At 59.8% G+C, this 17,569-nt stretch carries 18 protein-coding genes; 6 read left to right on the top strand and 12 right to left on the bottom strand.

Annotated features, from left to right (window positions below; genetic code table 11):
- Positions 1 to 42: 42 nt before the first annotated feature.
- A complete protein-coding gene (locus tag FGL86_RS09540) occupies positions 43 to 759 on the bottom strand; it encodes an ABC transporter ATP-binding protein (RefSeq protein ID WP_147184345.1) in 717 nt (238 codons plus the stop codon).
- Here FGL86_RS09540 and FGL86_RS09535 point away from each other — a divergent pair.
- Positions 758 to 1,429 (top strand): arylesterase, encoded by a 672-nt coding sequence (locus FGL86_RS09535; protein ID WP_147184344.1) that lies wholly within the window; start codon positions 758 to 760, stop codon positions 1,427 to 1,429. The genes FGL86_RS09540 and FGL86_RS09535 overlap by 2 nt on opposite strands.
- 41 nt (positions 1,430 to 1,470) lie before the next feature.
- On the opposite strand, the gene FGL86_RS09530 is transcribed toward FGL86_RS09535, so the two are convergent.
- Positions 1,471 to 2,358: a DMT family transporter gene (locus tag FGL86_RS09530; protein WP_147184343.1), complete on the bottom strand. Its 888-nt coding sequence runs from the start codon at positions 2,356 to 2,358 to the stop codon at positions 1,471 to 1,473.
- A 16-nt stretch (positions 2,359 to 2,374) separates the two neighbouring features.
- Complete coding sequence (locus FGL86_RS09525) at positions 2,375 to 2,644, bottom strand: Rdx family protein (RefSeq protein ID WP_147184342.1); 270 nt, start codon at positions 2,642 to 2,644, stop codon at positions 2,375 to 2,377.
- Between the two features lie 101 nt (positions 2,645 to 2,745).
- On the opposite strand from FGL86_RS09525, the gene FGL86_RS09520 reads away from it, so the two are divergent.
- The 5 genes from FGL86_RS09520 to FGL86_RS09500 all read left to right on the top strand — a co-directional run bounded on the left by FGL86_RS09520 (position 2,746) and on the right by FGL86_RS09500 (position 8,203).
- Positions 2,746 to 4,062 carry an MFS transporter gene (locus tag FGL86_RS09520; protein ID WP_147184341.1) on the top strand — a complete coding sequence of 439 codons (1,317 nt, stop codon included), beginning with the start codon at positions 2,746 to 2,748 and terminating at the stop codon, positions 4,060 to 4,062.
- Positions 4,063 to 4,138: 76 nt separating this feature from the next.
- Complete coding sequence (locus FGL86_RS09515; RefSeq protein WP_147184340.1) at positions 4,139 to 4,564, top strand: PAS domain-containing protein; 426 nt, start codon at positions 4,139 to 4,141, stop codon at positions 4,562 to 4,564.
- Positions 4,565 to 4,698: 134 nt separating this feature from the next.
- On the top strand, positions 4,699 to 4,911 hold the full coding sequence (locus FGL86_RS09510) for a PA3496 family putative envelope integrity protein (protein ID WP_186764369.1): 213 nt from the start codon (positions 4,699 to 4,701) through the stop codon (positions 4,909 to 4,911).
- 108 nt (positions 4,912 to 5,019) lie between these two features.
- The gene (gene ettA / locus FGL86_RS09505) at positions 5,020 to 6,681 is read left to right on the top strand and encodes an energy-dependent translational throttle protein EttA (RefSeq protein ID WP_147184338.1); all 1,662 of its coding nucleotides are present in this window, start codon (positions 5,020 to 5,022) and stop codon (positions 6,679 to 6,681) included.
- A gap of 157 nt (positions 6,682 to 6,838) precedes the next feature.
- Positions 6,839 to 8,203: a DUF2254 domain-containing protein gene (locus tag FGL86_RS09500; protein ID WP_147184337.1), complete on the top strand. Its 1,365-nt coding sequence runs from the start codon at positions 6,839 to 6,841 to the stop codon at positions 8,201 to 8,203.
- A 23-nt stretch (positions 8,204 to 8,226) separates the two neighbouring features.
- Here the strand turns inward: FGL86_RS09500 and FGL86_RS09495 are convergent, their stop codons facing one another.
- From FGL86_RS09495 to FGL86_RS09455, 9 genes are all read right to left on the bottom strand, one after another.
- The gene (locus tag FGL86_RS09495; protein ID WP_147184336.1) at positions 8,227 to 8,382 is read right to left on the bottom strand and encodes a DUF1328 domain-containing protein; all 156 of its coding nucleotides are present in this window, start codon (positions 8,380 to 8,382) and stop codon (positions 8,227 to 8,229) included.
- Between the two features lie 157 nt (positions 8,383 to 8,539).
- Complete coding sequence (locus tag FGL86_RS09490; RefSeq protein ID WP_147184335.1) at positions 8,540 to 9,811, bottom strand: cation:proton antiporter; 1,272 nt, start codon at positions 9,809 to 9,811, stop codon at positions 8,540 to 8,542.
- A gap of 42 nt (positions 9,812 to 9,853) precedes the next feature.
- Positions 9,854 to 10,765, bottom strand: coding sequence for an LpxL/LpxP family Kdo(2)-lipid IV(A) lauroyl/palmitoleoyl acyltransferase (gene lpxL / locus FGL86_RS09485; RefSeq protein ID WP_147184334.1), 912 nt, complete (start codon positions 10,763 to 10,765; stop codon positions 9,854 to 9,856).
- Between the two features lie 65 nt (positions 10,766 to 10,830).
- Entirely contained in the window at positions 10,831 to 11,946 is a 1,116-nt protein-coding gene (gene alr, locus FGL86_RS09480) for an alanine racemase (RefSeq protein WP_147184333.1), read from the bottom strand.
- Positions 11,947 to 11,948: 2 nt separating this feature from the next.
- Positions 11,949 to 13,571, bottom strand: a complete 1,623-nt coding sequence (locus FGL86_RS09475) for a TolC family outer membrane protein (protein ID WP_147184332.1) — start codon at positions 13,569 to 13,571, stop codon at positions 11,949 to 11,951.
- A gap of 130 nt (positions 13,572 to 13,701) precedes the next feature.
- Complete coding sequence (rpoS, locus tag FGL86_RS09470) at positions 13,702 to 14,670, bottom strand: RNA polymerase sigma factor RpoS (RefSeq protein WP_147184331.1); 969 nt, start codon at positions 14,668 to 14,670, stop codon at positions 13,702 to 13,704.
- Between the two features lie 113 nt (positions 14,671 to 14,783).
- Positions 14,784 to 15,971, bottom strand: a complete 1,188-nt coding sequence (locus tag FGL86_RS09465) for a peptidoglycan DD-metalloendopeptidase family protein (RefSeq protein ID WP_147184330.1) — start codon at positions 15,969 to 15,971, stop codon at positions 14,784 to 14,786.
- Entirely contained in the window at positions 15,964 to 16,935 is a 972-nt protein-coding gene (locus FGL86_RS09460) for a DUF368 domain-containing protein (RefSeq protein WP_147184329.1), read from the bottom strand. Before FGL86_RS09460 ends, FGL86_RS09465 begins: the two co-directional genes overlap by 8 nt.
- Positions 16,932 to 17,567: a protein-L-isoaspartate(D-aspartate) O-methyltransferase gene (locus FGL86_RS09455; RefSeq protein ID WP_246131585.1), complete on the bottom strand. Its 636-nt coding sequence runs from the start codon at positions 17,565 to 17,567 to the stop codon at positions 16,932 to 16,934. Before FGL86_RS09455 ends, FGL86_RS09460 begins: the two co-directional genes overlap by 4 nt.
- Positions 17,568 to 17,569 lie beyond the last annotated feature (2 nt).

Here is a 17,569-nt window from a genome sequence, read left to right as displayed (position 1 = left end):
GCTGTCGCGCCTCGGTTTCCGGCGTCATTCCCAGGGCACGGCTCATGCCTCGACCTCCGCTTGGCGTATTTCCTCGAGTCGTCCATCGCTCAGGCGCAGGCTCCGTCGACAGCGTTTTGCCAAGGCATGATCATGGGTCACCAGCACCAGGGTGGTGCCGGCTTCCCGGTTGAGTTCAAACAAAAGCTCGATGACCTTCTGGCCGGTCTCCGGGTCCAGGTTGCCGGTGGGCTCGTCGGCGAAGATCAGCTCGGCGCCGGTGACGAAGGCCCGGGCCAGCGCCACCCGCTGCTGCTCGCCGCCGGAAAGCTGCTTGGGCAGATGATTCAGGCGCTTGCCGAGCCCCACCCGAGTCAGCCAATCCCTGGCCCTGGCCGGCGCGTCCGGCGTGGGAGAAAGCTCCAAGGGCAGCAGCACGTTTTCAAGTGCGGTCAAGGTCGGCAACAGCTGAAAATTCTGGAACACGAAACCGACCCGACCGGCGCGCAGGGCGGCCCGACCATCCTCATCAAGCTTGCCAAGCGCCTGGCCGAACAGGCTCAGCTCGCCTTCGCTGGGGGTATCAAGCCCGGCCAGCAGCGCCAACAGGGTGGATTTACCGGCGCCGCTTTCCCCGAGTATCGCCAGGGTTTCGCCCGGCACGACTTCTAGGGTCAGATCCTCGAGAATGATCAAGGCGTCATCGCCACTGCGTACCTGCTTGCCAAGCCGCTTGGCTTGTAGAATAAAAGACGAATCGCTTTGCAAGGAGTGGGACATGGAACGAACTTCCGCTGTTGAACTGAGAAATTGGCGCTTCTGCGCGGCCCTGCTGAGCTGGCTATTACTGGCGACCGCGGCGCTTGCCGGCGAACAGCCTACCCTGATGGTCATGGGCGATAGCCTGAGCGCGGCTTATAACATCGACCGAGACCAGGGTTGGGTGCAAAGACTCGCGGACCGCCTGGGCGAGCGCGCCGTGATCGTCAATGCCAGCATCAGCGGCGAGACCACTTCCGGCGGCGCCACTCGGCTGCCTAAGCTGCTGAGACAGCATGACCCGGATATCGTGCTATTGGAACTGGGCGGCAACGATGGCCTGCGCGGGCTGCCCCCGACCCAGATGCGCGACAACCTCGCGCAAATGATCGAGGCGAGCCAGAATTCCGGCGCCGAGGTGCTGCTGCTGGGTATCGATATCCCCCCCAACTACGGCGCCGCCTATCGCGAGGCCTTTACCGGCATCTACCGCGATCTGGCGGATCAATACGATCTGTCGCTGGTGCCCTTTCTACTGGAAGGCGTCGCCCTGAACGACGCCTTGATGCAAAACGACGGCATCCACCCCACCGCCGATGCCCAGCCGAAGATTCTCGACAACGTCTGGCCGACACTCGAACCTCTACTGAAAAACAATGGCGTGAAACAGGCCGCGGCTCATGACCGCTGACGGGTCGCCTCTCGTCTTTCCATCTTCGTCGCCTTTTACTCTTAGGCCTTGGCCGACGCTGGCGCTTTCTGACGCTGCTGCAATCCCAACCCGCCGAGAATCAACATCAGGCCGATCAGGGTCGAGGGCAGGATGGGCTCGCCGATCACAAAATGCAGCAACAGCAGGGAGACCGGCGGTGAGAGAAAGATCAGGTTGGATACCTTGGCGGTGCGGGAAACGCCTCTGACCGCCAGCTGCCAGAGGATGAAAGCGATACCCATCTCGAACAGCCCCACGTAAATGCCCGCACCCAGGGCCAGCGGGCCATGCCACTGAAACCCGGGACCGAGCAGCAGCATCAGCGTCAGTACCGGCAGGCCGACGCTGAAATTCTGCCACTGGGCGATCAGGGCGGGGCGTGAGTCTCGGGTATTGAACAGCCAGTACAACGCCCAGAGCAGAGTGGAAACCAGCGCAAAGGCCACCCCTAGCGGATCGGCGAAGGCGACGTCGAACACCGCGCCTCGGGTGGCGATGGTCCAGACCCCGGCGTAGGCGATCAGCCCGGCGAGGATGTCGATCAGGGTCAGGCGCTGGCCGAGAATCGGCACGGCGAGAAACGCCATGGCCAGCGCCCAGGTATAGTTCAGCGCCATGGCTTCCTGACCCGGCAGCCGATCGTAGGCGGCGAACAGCACCAGATAGTAGCCGACCGGATTCATCAACCCTGCCCACAGGGCGGTGCGCCAGCCTCGTCTGAGGGCCTGGGCGAACTCCCCCTGACGTATCACCAGGGCGCCCATCAAGGCCCAGGACACCAGCACTGCCAGCCAGATCAGTTCCAGCGGCGTCATCTGGCCGAGCGCGATCTTGAATGCGGTGGCCACGGTCGACCACAGTGCCACCGCTCCCAGTCCGAAACCGATAGCTCTTTGATCCTGTGTCATCTGCACACCTTGAACGCTAGCGGTCGATATGGCCCAGGTCGCGGCCAGGATCGAGCCGGTCGCGCACCAGTCGCTTGAGGGTCTTGACGTCGGGAAAACCGCCGTCGCGCTTGCGTTCCCATATCACTTTATCTTCATATAAGACTTCGAAGTGCCCGCCGTGGCTAGGCACCAGCGCGACTTCCTCCAGGTCTTCACCAAAAGTGGAAAGCAATTCCTGAGCATACCAGCCGGCGCGCAGCAGCCACTGGCACTGAGTGCAGTAATGAATACGAACGCGAGCCATGAAGCGATTCCCTGATGGACATGTGAGCCGCATCATAGCAAGTCACGTCATTCCCCCCTAACCTGTCCGATGATCCTCCGACAGCAAGCAAGGAAGGGCGCATGGCCACCCGTGAAATCACTCAGACCCGCCTGTTCGAGAAACTGACCGGCGACGAAGACAGCCGAATGTGCAAGGACATTCCCGAGGAAGCCTGCGATGTCCAGCCGGAAAACTTTCTGCGTCACCTTTGCGCTTCCCTGGGAACCAAACTGGCGGACGAGCTATCCAGCGCGCGACTGGTACTGCCCTGGCTATTAGGCAGCATCGGCGCGCCGCTTTGGATGGTGGGCCTGCTGGTACCGATTCGCGAGGCTGGCGCCCTGCTGCCTCAGCTGTTCGTGGCGGGTTATTTGCGTCAGCAACCCGTGCGCAAATGGGTCTGGGTGCTGGGCGGCACGGTTCAAGCGCTGGCTGCGGGCTGCCTGGCAATCCTCGCCTGGCTGGGTAAAGGAAGCGTCGGCGGCGCTCTGGTGCTGGCGGCGCTGGTCTTGCTTTCCCTGGCGCGGGGCCTTTCTTCCATCGCTACCAAGGACGTGATGGGCAAGACCATCGCCAAGCAGCGTCGCGGTACCCTGATGGGCTGGAGCGGCAGTATCGCCAGTGGCGTCACTCTGGCCGCCGGCGGCGTGCTGATGCTGTTCGACGATCAGCCCGGGCAGTTGGCCCTGGCCATACTGCTTGGCATTGCCGCCTTGGGCTGGGCGCTGAACGCGGCTTTCGCCGCGAGCATCAAGGAGCAACCCGGGGCGACACAAGGAGGCGCCAACGCCTGGGATTCCATCAAGCAAGGCGTTTTCCTGTTACGTCGAGACCGAGATTTCCTGCATTTCAATCTGTCTCGGGCGCTGCTGCTTTCCAGCGCCCTGGCTCTGCCTTATATCGCTCTGCTGGGAGAGCGGCAAAGCGGCGACGATCTGGGGGGCCTTGGCATACTGATCGTCATTTCCGGGCTTGCCGGGTTGGTTGCCAATCCAATATGGGGCAAGCGATCGGACGTATCCAGTCGCCGGGTCATGCGCGATGCCGGGCTCGGCGCGGCAATCTGCTGCGGCCTGGCAGCGAGCCTTCCCTGGCTGCCCGGCGCCTGGAGTGAAACGGTCTGGCCCTTCGCCATCGTCTACGGGCTTCTTGTGATCGCTCACGCCGGGGTTCGCCTGGGCCGCAAGACCTATGTAGTTGACATGGCGGACAGCGAGAATCGCGCGCTCTACGTGGCACTTTCCAATACCCTGACCGGAGTCCTGATGCTGCTGCTGGGAGCGGTACTGGGCGGCCTGGCTCAGGTGATGGGGACTTCCTGGCTGCTGCTGGTGCTGGCGGGGTTTGCCCTGGCGGCGGCGGCCAGCGCACAACGTTTGCCGGAAGTGGAGCATTAGCATTGAAATACATCGAGGGGCTAGCCATGCTGTATCACAACGCTTCGTCCTTCAGGTCTCGACAGGAACACCGCGCATGAAACGACCCGCCATGATCAACGCCGAGCTGTTGGAACGCATTGTCGATGCCTCGGAAGACGGCATCGTCGTGGCCGAGCAGGAGGGTGACGAGCATATCCTTATCTACGTCAATCAGGGCTTCGAGCGTCTCACCGGCTACAGCATCGATGAGATCCTCTACCGAGACTGCCGTTTCCTGCAGAACGGCGATCGTGACCAGCCCGGCCTGGATCGACTGCGAGCCGCTCTCAAGGCGGGTCAGGCCTGCCGAGAGGTACTGCGTAATTATCGTAAGGATGGCACGCTTTTCTACAACGAACTCTCGGTGACGCCCATGCACAATGAAGAAGATAATCTGACCTATTATCTGGGCGTGCAGAAGGACGTGACCGAGCGTGTCGAGGCGCTGAAGGAACTCGAGCGCCTCAAGAGCGCCAAATGACAATAATTTTCTTGCCCACCCTATTGTCTTGATGGAGAGATGCCGTTATATAGCGAGGAGACATCCAAGGCGCAAAGACGCCGTCTCTAAACCGTCAAGCGGTACATCACTAATGGATCATGGGAGGCAATCGCATGGGCCGAGACTATTCCCTGAACGATTCAACGAACGACGAGCAGGACTACGATGCTGCCGTCAATGACGACGACTACACTACCCCAGTCCGCACCGGTTCTCGGGCGGACACATTACGCGCCAGGCGGCAGGTCGAGCATTGGCTCGAGGAGCGACGGCTGAAACGCCATATCGAGGACAGCTGGCTGCTGGACGACGAGGAAGAAGAATAACGCCCCGACAGCGCTGCAAGCCCCTTCATATCCGCTGTCCAAACTGGCCTTTCTTCCGCGTGGCCACTATCATCATGGCCACGCAAACTCCTAACCTGATGGATTTCCATGGCGCAATACGTCTACACCATGAATCGGGTGGGCAAGATCGTGCCCCCCAAACGCGAGATCCTCAAGGATATCTCGCTGTCCTTCTTTCCCGGCGCCAAGATCGGCGTGCTGGGCCTCAACGGCGCCGGCAAATCCACCCTGCTGCGCATCATGGCCGGGGTCGACACGGAATATAACGGCGAAGCGCGACCCATGCCGGGTATCAACATCGGCTATCTGCCCCAGGAACCCCAGCTCGACGACGACAAGAACGTGCGCGAGACCGTCGAAGAGGCATTGGCGGAAATCAAGGAAGCCCAGCAGAAGCTCGACGCAGTCTACGCCGCCTACGCGGAGCCGGACGCGGATTTCGACGCCCTGGCCACGGAGCAGGCCAAGCTCGAGAATCTGATCGAGGCGGCGGACGCGCATAATCTGGAGCGCAAGCTGGAAGTCGCGGCGGAAGCGCTGCGCCTGCCACCCTGGGATGCCCAGGTGGGCAATCTTTCCGGCGGCGAGCGCCGGCGCGTGGCGCTTTGCCGGCTTTTGTTGGCAAGCCCGGACATGCTGCTGCTGGACGAGCCCACTAACCATCTGGACGCGGAATCCGTGGCCTGGCTGGAGCGCTTTCTGCACGATTATCCGGGCACCGTGGTGGCGATTACCCACGATCGTTACTTTCTCGACAACGTGGCCGGCTGGATTCTCGAACTCGACCGCGGCCACGGCATTCCCTTCGAGGGCAATTATTCTCAGTGGCTCGAATCCAAGGAAAAGCGCCTGGAGCAAGAGGCAAAGGCGGAAGCCTCGCGTCAGAAGGCCATCAAGCACGAGCTCGAGTGGGTGCGCTCCAACGCCAAGGGCCGCCAGGCCAAGAGCAAGGCACGCCTCAGTCGTTTCGAGGAGATGCAGTCCGGGGACTTCCAGAAGCGCAACGAAACCAACGAGATCTATATTCCGCCCGGCCCGCGGCTTGGTGACAAGGTCATCGAGTTTCACGACGTCGCCAAGCGTTTCGATGACAAGCTCCTTTACGAGAATCTGAGCTTCACGATCCCTCAGGGTGCCCTCGTCGGTATCGTCGGCCCCAACGGGGCGGGTAAATCGACGCTTTTCAAGCTGATCACGAAGCAGGAGCAGCCGAACGAAGGCGAGGTGGTGATCGGAGACACGGTGCATATCGCCTATGTCGAGCAGCTTCGGGATGCGCTGGACAACAAGCAGACCGTGTGGGAAGCGGTCTCCGACGGTCAGGACATGCTCAATATCAACGGCTATGAAGTGTCGTCCCGCGCCTACGTGGGGCGTTTCAACTTCAAGGGCAACGATCAGCAGAAGCGCCTGGCGGACCTTTCCGGGGGTGAGCGCGGTCGTCTGCAGCTGGCCCAGACCTTAAAGCAAGGCGCTAACGTGCTGCTGCTCGACGAGCCTTCCAACGACCTGGATATCGAAACCCTACGTGCCTTGGAAGAAGCCTTGCTGGCCTTTCCCGGCTGCGCCCTGGTGATCTCCCACGATCGCTGGTTTCTGGATCGTATCGCCACCCATATCTTGGCGTTCGAGGGCGAATCCCAGGTGGTCTTCTTCGAAGGCAACTACACGGAGTATCAGGAAGATCACAGGAAGCGGGTCGGCAACGACACCCCGCATCGCATGAAGTATAAACGTATCGATGCCTAGTAATTGATAGGTATCCCGATAGCAAGGACTAGGCCAATGGCTTGAGCCCAGCTACGTACTGAAAAAAGCCCTTTCTCGTCAACGATCAAGGGCTTTTTTCGTCTTGCAAGGCGCGTCGCAACACGTCATAAGAAAACCTGCCTCCAAGGATATCGCGATGCTCTCACAATTTTTCCATCCCATCCGATTGCTCAGACGCTATCGGCAAAGCATCGCCTTCCTGCCCAGTTTACTGGCCGTTGCCTATTTACTTCTCGGGTTATTGGCAGTAGTACCCAATATAGACAACGATACTCTGCCGGGCTTTCTCGAGTGGCTGGACTTCAAGGATCCAGGCACCGCGCGGTCACTGCTATCGACACTGATCGCCGGCATGATTTCGCTGATGGTCTTCAGTTTTTCCATGGTCATGACAGTGCTCTCCCAGGCGGGAAGCAGCTTTTCGCAAAAACTGGTGTTTGGCTTGGTCAGCAAACGGGAGCACCAGCGTGTACTGGGACACTATCTCGGCACCATCCTGTTCGTACTGATTCTTCTGATGGTGCCTTTCAAGGGAGAAACTCCCACCCTATGGCGTTCTCTCGGAGTGTATCTAGGCGTCGCCATGGTGGTTCACTGCCTGGGACTGTTTGTCTATTTCATCCACAGCGTTTCTCAGTCCGTGCAAATCAACGCGGTGACCCAGGGGCTTCATCAATCCACCAAGGACTCCCTTGAAAAAGTGCGATCGTTGATGGACTCCCCTCGCTGGCGACACCTGGGCGCCCATCCACATATCCAGAATCGACATTATCTTATCAACGCGCACCAGAGCGGCTATATCCAACAGGTGGATCTCGAAAAACTGGCGAAGCTTGCGGAAGAGGTCGGCGCGGTGATCCATCTCAACTTCACCTTCGGCGACTACACCGTCGTGGACTTTCCCCTATTCAAGGTGGAGATGGAAGATAACGACGACGCGGCGACGCCCGACGCAGACAAGATCGATGAGGAATTCCGTACCGCGGTGCTGACAACACTGACCTATGTGCAGGGAGAGTCCGTCGAGGACCTTTACATCAACGGGCTGACCCAGCTGATGGAAATTGCCATCAAGGGGCTTTCTCCCGGTATCAACGAACCTGGCATCGCGCGGCTATGCATTCATCAACTGACGGAATTGTTGGCAAGGCGTCTGAAGCTGGAACCCAGCAATATTTTGGTTGACGATCGAGGGCATACTCGCGTGACCTGGAAAACACAACGCTTCGACAGCCTGCTCTATCGACTTTTTACGCCCATCCTGCACTATGGCAAGGAAGACATCAGTATCAACCTGGCGCTACTGAAAGCGTTGAAGACATTATCGAACTTCGCCAAGCATGATGATCTTGACGCCATTCAGGGACATGCGGATCGCGTGATCGCGGTCCTGGCGTCACTTACCCAGGATTCCCTGGATAGGCAGTTTATACAGGAGCGCTTGAATAGCGGCGAGCATCGTTTGAAATTGCCGATAACGCTGCCCACCGAGAAAGATTAAGTGTCCATTCGTGGTGCGAGTCGTCAGCGCCGCCCGCGTATCAGCGATACCACAAACAGGATAAGAAAGAGCACGAACAGGATTTTTGCGATAGTGGCAGCAATTCCGGAAATCCCTCCGAAACCCAGCACCGCCGCGACGATAGCAATAATCAGAAATATCAGCGCGTTGCCTAACATGAAATTCTCCTTTTTCTCGACAGCTGATCATCTTCGATGCTTATTCATGCTTGTTCACGTAGGCCACTGCGTCAATAGTAAAATGCGAATTTTCTTAAGCAGGATACAGCTATCAAAAATGACTTACTCGAGACTCCAGGCAAAACGTTTTCTTGTACTACTTTTTTAACTTTGATTGAGCGGGTAACGTCGTTGGAAACGAAAGTGTTGCTTGATGTTCCGGCGCGCTATGGTGCTGAGTCCGCGTAATATACTGTCCATAGCGAGCGCTCAAGGGCGCCGCGCTCACGCCGTGTAGATAGATACTCAGTAAAATGGTCCAGGCAGCAACCGCGAAAACCACTTCGGCGCCCGGGACATCGGTCGCTTCCGCAATCAAGACCGCGTAGACGATGGAAGCCAGCCCCCGGGGGCCGGCCCAGCCGATAAAACCTATACTGGCCGGCGCCAGACCGCTGCCCCAGAGAGAAATAACCACCGCGATGGGGCGCACCAACAGTAGACTGACCAAGGCATAGAAGAGGGTTTGCCAGGTAATATCGGCAAATATATCGATAGCCATAAAGGAGCCGAACAGCAGAAAGGTAATGAGCGTCAGCAGTTGCCCTTCCGCTTCGGCGAAACCCGTGGTACGCGGCAAGAGCGAACGCGCCGAGGTCCCCACTGCCAAGCCGGCGGTAAAAGCCGCTACAAAACCATTTCCGCCCAGGAGTTCCGCTCCTGCATAGGCGATAGCCGCCAAGGAAATGGTGGTCAGGCGCTGCGTGGTATCCGTGGTCCATTCATGACCGGCGCTCCATTCCAGCACGCGGCCGCCAAGCCAGCCGGTCAGCGCCCCCACCGCCATGCCGATTCCCACTAACGCGATAAACAACGCCACATAGCCGCCGAAAGACCCGGTTTCATGGCGAGCCACGTCGAGCAGCACGGTAATGAACGGCACCGCCAGGCCATCGTTGAGGCCGCTTTCCACGTTCAGGGTCTGACGAATACGTTTGGGTACGGCGTCATTGCTGACGAAGGCTTGCCCCAGGGCGGCGTCCGTTGGTGCCAAGGTGGCGGCCAGCAAGGCTACCGCCCCCAAGGAAAGCTCCGGCAGCAGAAGCCAGCCCGCGCCGGTACCGATCAATAGCGCCAAGGGTAGCCCAAACCCCAACAGCCGCAGCGCCAGATCGTGTTCTTTCCATACTGCCCGCAGCTCCATGCGCGAGGCATCGGTAAACAGCACGACCACCAGGGTCGCCTCCGCAAGAATGCTTACGGTCTCGTTTTCCACATCGAAATTGACGATGCCCAGGATTCCCGGCCCCAGCAGTATACCGGCGGTAGTAAATACCATGGGCAAGGTGATGGGCGTGCCTTGCAAACGCCCCGCCAGCAGTCCAAACCCCAGTACCGCCAATGCCACGACGAAAACATTCGCTTCCATGCGTTTTCTCCCATGGCTTCGCTATGGACCTATGCCCTGTACTCAATAAAATCCCGCTTCGCCGCGAGGCCGCGTCTTGAAGCGGCGATGCAGCCACAGATACTGCTCTGGATGCCTGCGAATCGCCGCCTCGATGACCTGATTGATCCGCGCGGCATCGCTCGCTTCATCGCCGGTGGGAAAGTTCTCGAGGGCCGGCAGATATTCCAGGCTATAGGTGCGGTTATCCGGGTTGCGATGAAAGATCAGTGGCATCACCGGAGCGCCGGTCATGCGAGCGATCTTGCCGGTCAGCTTGATGGAGGCCGCTTGAACACCGAAGAAAGGCGCGAACACGCTGACGTCTCGGCCAAAATCCTGATCAGGGGAATACCAGACCGCGTGACCGCTCTTGATGCGGCGCACCACGCCGCGCAAATCATGGCGATCGATGGCGGCGCCGAAGATATGCCGGCGGGCCCGAGTCATGAAACGTTCGAACAGGGCATTGTCGTGGGGGCGATAGACCACATCCGCGGGAAAGAACAGGGAATGCAAGGCGCCGCCGAGATCCAGGGTGGAAAAATGAATGCCGATGATCAGCGCGCCCTTGCCCTGAGCCATCGCCCGGGCCATGTGTTCCCGACCCTTGAAGGTGACGCGATGACGCAGATGCTCCGGGTCGCGACACCAACCGGTCGCGGTTTCCAGAATGCCGATACCGTTGGCAATGAAGGTCTGCTTGACCAGCGCTGCCTGGGCCTGCTCGTCCATTTCGGGAAAGCAGAGCTCCAGATTGGTTTCGGTAATATGCCGACGCCGCTTGGCGAAGCGCCAGGCCGCCAGACCGATGAGGCGACCCACGCCCAACTTGAGACGCCAGGGCAGCCAGGCGCCCGCATACATGAAACCGATGGCGAGCCAGGTAGGCCAGTAACGCGGATGCGCGAAGGAAAAGGATTTCTTCAAAGACATGAAAGATCGAGCCGGCAGCGTGACGAAATCGCCTATTCTGGCACAGGCGACGGGGATTTTAATCTTCAGTCGCCGGCCACCTCATCGTCATGATAGCGGCGCGGCACTCTCGGCAGCATACCGGTCAGCAAGGTATAGCTGATGGTCTCGCAGTGGCGTGCCACTTCATCGACGCTGAGTACCTCGCCGCCAGCCGCCCGGCCCCAGAGCACCACTTCGCTGCCGATAGCGGCGCCGGGAACGTCGCTGACGTCTACCGTCAGCATGTCCATGGACACGCGGCCGGCCAGGCTTGCCCGCTGGCCGTCCACCAGTACCGGCGTGCCGTCCCGGGCATGGCGGTCATAACCGTCGCCGTAACCGCAGGCCACCACGGCGATACGTGACCGCCGCGATGCTCGCCAACGACCGCCATAGCCGACCGGCTCTCCAGCCGCCACGTCTTGAAGGGCAATAATCCGCGAACGCAGCGTCATCACCGGCCTGAGCCGTCGGCTGGCATCATTGGCGCCTTCCAGCGGATCGCTGCCATAAAGCATGATACCGGGACGATTCCAGTCACCATGGGTCTCCGGCCAGGCCAGAGTCGCCGGCGAGTTGGCCAGACATGTCGGGGCATCCAGCCGCTTGGCCAGACCCTGGAGCAGGGTAAGCTGCTGGCGAAACTGCTGGCTGTCCAAAGCGTCCGCGGTGGCGAAGTGGCTCATCAGATAAAGCTCGCTCACCCTCCCCCGATCCGCTTGCAGCTTGTGCCAGAGACCCTCGGCCTCTCGAGGTGGAAAGCCCAGGCGATGCATTCCAGAATCCACCTTGAGCCATACCGGGATCGGCGTTGTCGGGCGATAAGCGAACAGTGCGTCCACTTGCCATTGACTATGCACCGTCATCCATAACCCCAGCGTATCGACATACTCGAGTTCGGAAGCGTCGAATATACCCTCCAGCAGCAGGATCGGCGTGGTGATGCCTGCCTCGCGCAGTTCCATGGCCTCTTCGAGACAGGCAACCGCGAAAGCCGGCGCGAGATCCTCGAGTGCCTGGGCGCAGGCGACAGCGCCATGGCCGTAGGCGTTGGCCTTGAGTACCGCCATCGCCTGGCTGACTGGCGCCCGGGCCTGAGCCAGGCGATAGTTGTGCCGCAAGGCCGCCAGGTCGATCTCCGCCAGCAAGGGTCGCGTCATGATCAGAGATCCGGTAGCTCGGTGTTGATGTCTCCGGCATCGTTCAGGCCCTGATTGCCGAGAGGGCCATCGTTGCCAAGCGTGCCATTATTGAGCAGGGAGTCGGTCGAGCCCGCCGGCAAGGCTTCCTCCGGAGGAGCAGGCGGCTCGCCGATGGATTCCACCGGCTCCATGTCCTCGACGTCCGATACGCTGAGATAGACCAGCTCCGCTTCGGTCAGCCACTGATTGAGCGCGGCGATATCATCGACTTCCAGCACTCCGGCCTGGCGCTGCAGATTGAGACGCGCCAGGACATAATCGTAGCGGGCTTCCGCGTAATCGGCGATGGCACTGAACAGGTTCTGCTCCGCGTTCAGCACGTCGACGATATTGCGGGTACCCACCTGATAGCCGGAGCGAGTGGCTTCCAAGGCGCTGCGGTTGGACACGATCGCCTGCTTGCGCGCGGCCACGGTCTGAACATCGTTGATGACTTCGGTATACAGGGAGCGCACATTTTGCAGCGTATCCCGACGCTGATCCTCGAAATCGTACTGACTGGATTCCAGCAGGTAGGTGCTCTGATGGATCTGGGCGGTGGTAGTCCCCCCGGTATACAGCGGCAGGCTGGCTTGAACGCCCAGCTGACTGGCGGAATCGTGGCCTTCCTGAATGTTCTGATTGCTGTCGGCGTAATTGTACCGGGCAAAGGCCTGCACCGTCGGCAAGCGTCGAGAGCGAGAAATATCCACCTCGCTGCGGGCCACCTCTACTCCGGCACCGGCCAGCATCAGCTGCGGACTATTTTCCAGGGCAATGTCCATCCATTCGCTACGTCGAGACGGCGACGGCGGCTCGATGGGAAGGTCCTCCTTGAGGGTTTCGATACTCTCATAGCGGCGGCCGGTCAGCCGTTCCAAGGCCTCGAAGCGCACCTGCAGGTTACTTTCCGCGGCAATGCGCTGGGCTCGCGCCAGGTCATAAGTCGCCTGGGCTTCGTAGACGTCGGTAATCGCGATCAGACCGACATCGAAACGCTCTCGGGACTGCTCATACTGCCGCGCGATGGCTTTTTCCTGGGCCCGCCGGGCTTCCAGCACTTCATAAGCCCGCAGAATCTCGAAGTAGGCCTGCGAGACATTGAACAGCAGTTGCTGGCGCGTCACTTCAAGCTGCAGGGCCTGCTGGTCGTACTGCTCTCGCGCCTGCTCCAGACGCGCCGCGCTGGTGGGGCTGAATAACGCTTGGGTGGCATTGAGATCGATGCTGGCAACTTCGAAATCATCATCTGGATCTTGTAACGTTACGGTCTGAGAGGTGAAATCGCCGCCCTGGGAAGAATAGGTTCGATTGTGGCTGGCGCTGCCGCTGAGATCGACCTGGGGCAGCAAGGCGCCCCGCTCCACATCGGTAAAGGCCTCTGCCGCCTCGAGCTGAGAGCGAATCGAGGCAATTTCGGCGTTGGTATCCAGTGCATCTCGGGTGATAGCCAGCAAATCCGCCGCCTGCGTCGAGTTGGCCAAGGTAAGACTGGTGAGCAAGGAACCGGCAAGCCAGGGTATCACTCGCCGAGTCAATCGGGGTCTTGAAGCCGAAGCTTGGCGTAGCGATACCACGAGTGGCGAAAGTCGTCTGCAGGACATGAGCGTTCCCTGTTGTGTCGCGATGGACGGATTATGCCAGAAACCTCTGTTGTTAGGGCGCAAACTAACAGCGTAAGCGTGAAAAAAGACGCTCTTGTCCAGCAGCGTCGCTTATTTCAACAAGCCTTGGCTATTCGAAGATCGCGTCCAGCGATAGTCCTTTCTTTTCGAGCGCCCGACGCAACTTCTTGAGCGCTTCCACCTGGATCTGGCGTACCCGCTCTCGCGTCAAGCCGATTTCCTCACCGACTTCCTCCAGGGTCGCTGCTTCATGGCCGCGCAAGCCGAAGCGTCTGACGACGACTTCCCGCTGTTTTTCCGTCAGTTCCGCGAGCCAGGCATCAACATGCAGCTTGACGTCGATATCCAGTAAAGACGATTCCGGCCCCAGGTCGTTATCGTCCGTCAGGGTGTCGATGAGGGGCTTGTCGTTTTCGCTGCCCAACGGGTAGTCCACCGAAGATACCCGTTCATTCAGCCCCATCATCTTCTTGACGGTCTCGACGGGTTTATCCAGATACTCGGCGATTTCCTCGGGAGTCGCCTCGTGATCGAGCTTCTGGGTCAGTTCCCGCGCCGCGCGCAGGTAGATGTTGAGTTCCTTGACGACGTGAATGGGCAGACGAATGGTGCGAGTCTGGTTCATCAGGGCCCGCTCGATGGTCTGACGAATCCACCAGGTGGCATAGGTGGAAAAGCGAAAGCCGCGCTCTGGATCGAACTTTTCGACGGCGCGAATCAGTCCCAGGTTGCCTTCCTCGATCAGGTCCAGCAACGTCAGACCGCGGTTGAGATAGCGTCTGGCTATCTTGACCACCAGCCGCAGGTTGGACTCGATCATGCGCGAGCGACCGGCAGGATCACCCTTCTGGGCCAGACGCCCGAAGTAGACTTCTTCTTCCGGCGACAGCAGCGGCGAAAAGCCGATCTCGTTGAGATAGATCTGCGTTGCATCAAGGCTGTGATGGTAAGGGTTTTCCTCCCGAGTCAGAGCTTTTTCGAAGGCTTTCTCATCCTTGGCTCTCGCATTGTTTTTCTCGAGTACCTCATCGACCGCGTTGAGATCCACATCCTGAAGATCCCGTTCGAGTATGCTCATCTCGCGACTCCAACTAAAAGCTGATCAGAGATAACATCGGCGGCGGCAGTGTATCGAACCGCTGACCAATGCCTATTGTTGTTAATTGTTTTTTCTTGTCGTTCAGGAGACGTTCAACGCTTGGGCAAGAATTCCAGCGGATTCTGAGGCTGACCTCCCTTGCGTACCTCGAAGTGCAGCATGACGCTATCCGCATCCGTATCGCCCATGGTCGCGATGGTCTCACCGGTCTCGACTACATCGTTTTCCTGGACCTGGAGCTGATCATTGTGCGCATAAGCACTAAGGAATTGGTCATTATGTTTAAGCAATACCAGGTTGCCATAGCCACGGACGCCGCTTCCCGCGTAAACTACGATACCCGGCCCCGCTGCCTTGACAGGTTGCCCCTTTTGTCCGGCGATATCAATGCCGGCGGTAGTACTCTCCCCCTCACCGAAACCGTTCACCATTTTTCCCTGTGTCGGCCACTGCCAGTCGATGTTCTTGGCCGGCGTATAAGTACGCTGGGCGCGCTGCTGATTGGCCTGGGGCTGAGTCGCCACAGCCGGCTCGCTGGCTTGAGGCTGAGACGCGCCATCCCGGGCAGGCGCTGTTTCCTGTCCCGCCTTGGCGACCTGCTCCTGTTCAGCCGTAAGCGTTTTTTCCTGGGACTGCTGCGCCGTCTCCATTGTCTCTCGTTCCGCCTGATCGCGCTGGCTCAGCTTGCCGTCCGCGCCGGGGCTGCCATAGTTGTAGATCGGCCCGGGGCCTTGGGCATTGGGCGAAGTGTTTCCTGAAGATACGCTGTCGGGCCGGGCCTGCGGCTGTCCGGAAGCACCGTCGGCTGATGTGCTATCCCCTTGAGACGATTCCAGGGGACGCACCACGATCCCCTGATTGCGACGTATCGCCTCTTCGTCCGGCGCCAGCCAGTCAGGATTGCCCTGTCCGGCGTTTTGCGACCCCTGCCCGCCCTGAGCTGCGCCAGCTTTGTTATCGTCGGCCTGGGTGGGGTTTGCGGCAGAGGCAACTTGAGAACCGCTAGCCGCACCTTCCGACGTCAGCCGCAGTTCCTGTCCGGGCTCCAGACGGTAAGGCGGCTTTAGCCGGTTGAGCTGGGCCAGACGGCGAAAATCCATCTCGTTGCGCCAGGCAATACCGTAAATGGTATCGCCGGGCTGAACGGTATAGCTGGAGGCGCCTTCTTGATCGCGGCCCATGGAAAGATCGCGGACTTGAACGGACTGGGAGCCGCCGGGCTGAGTGGCACAGCCTCCCATGATCAGTGCCACCGCGGTAGCCAGTAAAATCTTATGCATCGCATTTATCCTTTTTTCGGACATGGGCCGGCTCTTGAGCACCTTCTGGCGGTGCCTTGCGTCCGACCATCAAGACTAGAATCAAACCCGCCAGCATCGCTGCCAGCACGATAAACGGTTGAGCGCTGTCACCGGTGAGTTGAGCATATTCATGTGGTAGCAGGAAACGATGCCCCGTGGGAATCAACTGCTCCTGAGGCCCGACCCGATAGCTGACCAGCTCCTGCCAGGGCCAAAGGATGGGCAGGGCCCCGAGAATCATGCCGATGAGAAACTGCAGGGTAGCGGTATAGAAACGCCGCAACAGCCAGGAAAGCAATCGCGAGAAACCGAACAGCCCCAGGGCGCAGCCGCCGCCGAAGACCAGGATCACCGTGAAATCCAGACTCTTGATGGCTTGCATGACGGTGCCATAGAGTCCCATGGCCAGCAGCAGAAAGCTGCCGGACACCCCGGGCAGCAGCATGGCACTGATGGCGATGGCGCCTGCCACCACCAGCATCAGCGACTCGTTGCCCAGCAACCCCACCAAGGGCATGAGTAGCGCCAGCCCCTTGACGGATATCAGCCCCAGCAGGAGAGGCAGGATATGCCAGAGCCGCCAATGGGACAGATCCCGCCGTATCACCAGTGCCGAAGCGGCCACCAGACCAAAGAAGAATCCGCTGAGCACCACCGGCTGAGCCGCCATCAGGTAAGTGATCAGGTGCGCCACGCTGATGAGGCTTATCGCGATACCCGCCAGCAGAGGCAATAGAAACCTCAGGTTAAGATGCGTCGTCAACCGACGCGCCCCGCCCTGTTGCCAGGCGCTCAGGGCGCCGGGACCGAAACGTTTGATGGTCTCGATCAGCTCCGCGTAGATACCGGTGATGAAGGCGATGGTCCCGCCGGACACGCCGGGCACCGCATCCGCGGCACCCATGCCGGCGCCCTTGAGAAAGATCGTCCAGGCGCGCTTCATCGGACCACTCCTTCCAGCAGCGGCACGAAGCGCACGCTTTCGAAGCGCTCATAGCGAAAACCGTCGCCTCGACGCCGGACGCGAGTCAGCCATTGCTCGCCCTGCTTGTCTTCCAGAGGCACGACGAGGGTTCCTCCTTCGTCGAGCTGGTCGAGCAAGGCGGGAGGGATCTCTCGGCAAGCCGCGGTCACCAGGATCGCATCGAAAGGCGCGGCTTCGGGCCATCCTTCGTTGCCATCTCCCTGGCGCAGACGCAGATTGGTCGCCTTGAGTCGCTTGAGCCGTTCCGCTGCCTGCTTATGCAAACTGCGAATCCGCTCGATGGACCAGAGCTGGTCGACCAGCCGCGACAGAATAAGCGTCTGATAGCCGGAGCCGGTGCCAATCTCCAGCACGCGCCGTGGCTCTGCGACAAGCAGCAGCTCGGTCATGCGCGCCACCACCCAGGGCTGAGACAGGGTTTGGCCGTTACCGATGGGTAGCGCGACATCCTCGTAGGCGCGGTGAGACAGCGCTTCGTCAAGAAACAGATGGCGCGGCTCCCGGCGCAAGGTCGTCAACACGCCCTCGTGCTCGATGCCCGCACTGGCCAGACGATCCACCAGACGATCTCGCGTCCGTTGTGACGTCATGC

The organism is Pistricoccus aurantiacus (genome assembly GCF_007954585.1).
In the GTDB taxonomy this organism is placed as follows: Bacteria; Pseudomonadota; Gammaproteobacteria; order Pseudomonadales; family Halomonadaceae; genus Pistricoccus; species Pistricoccus aurantiacus.
This window is presented reverse-complemented; position numbering and strand designations above follow the sequence as displayed.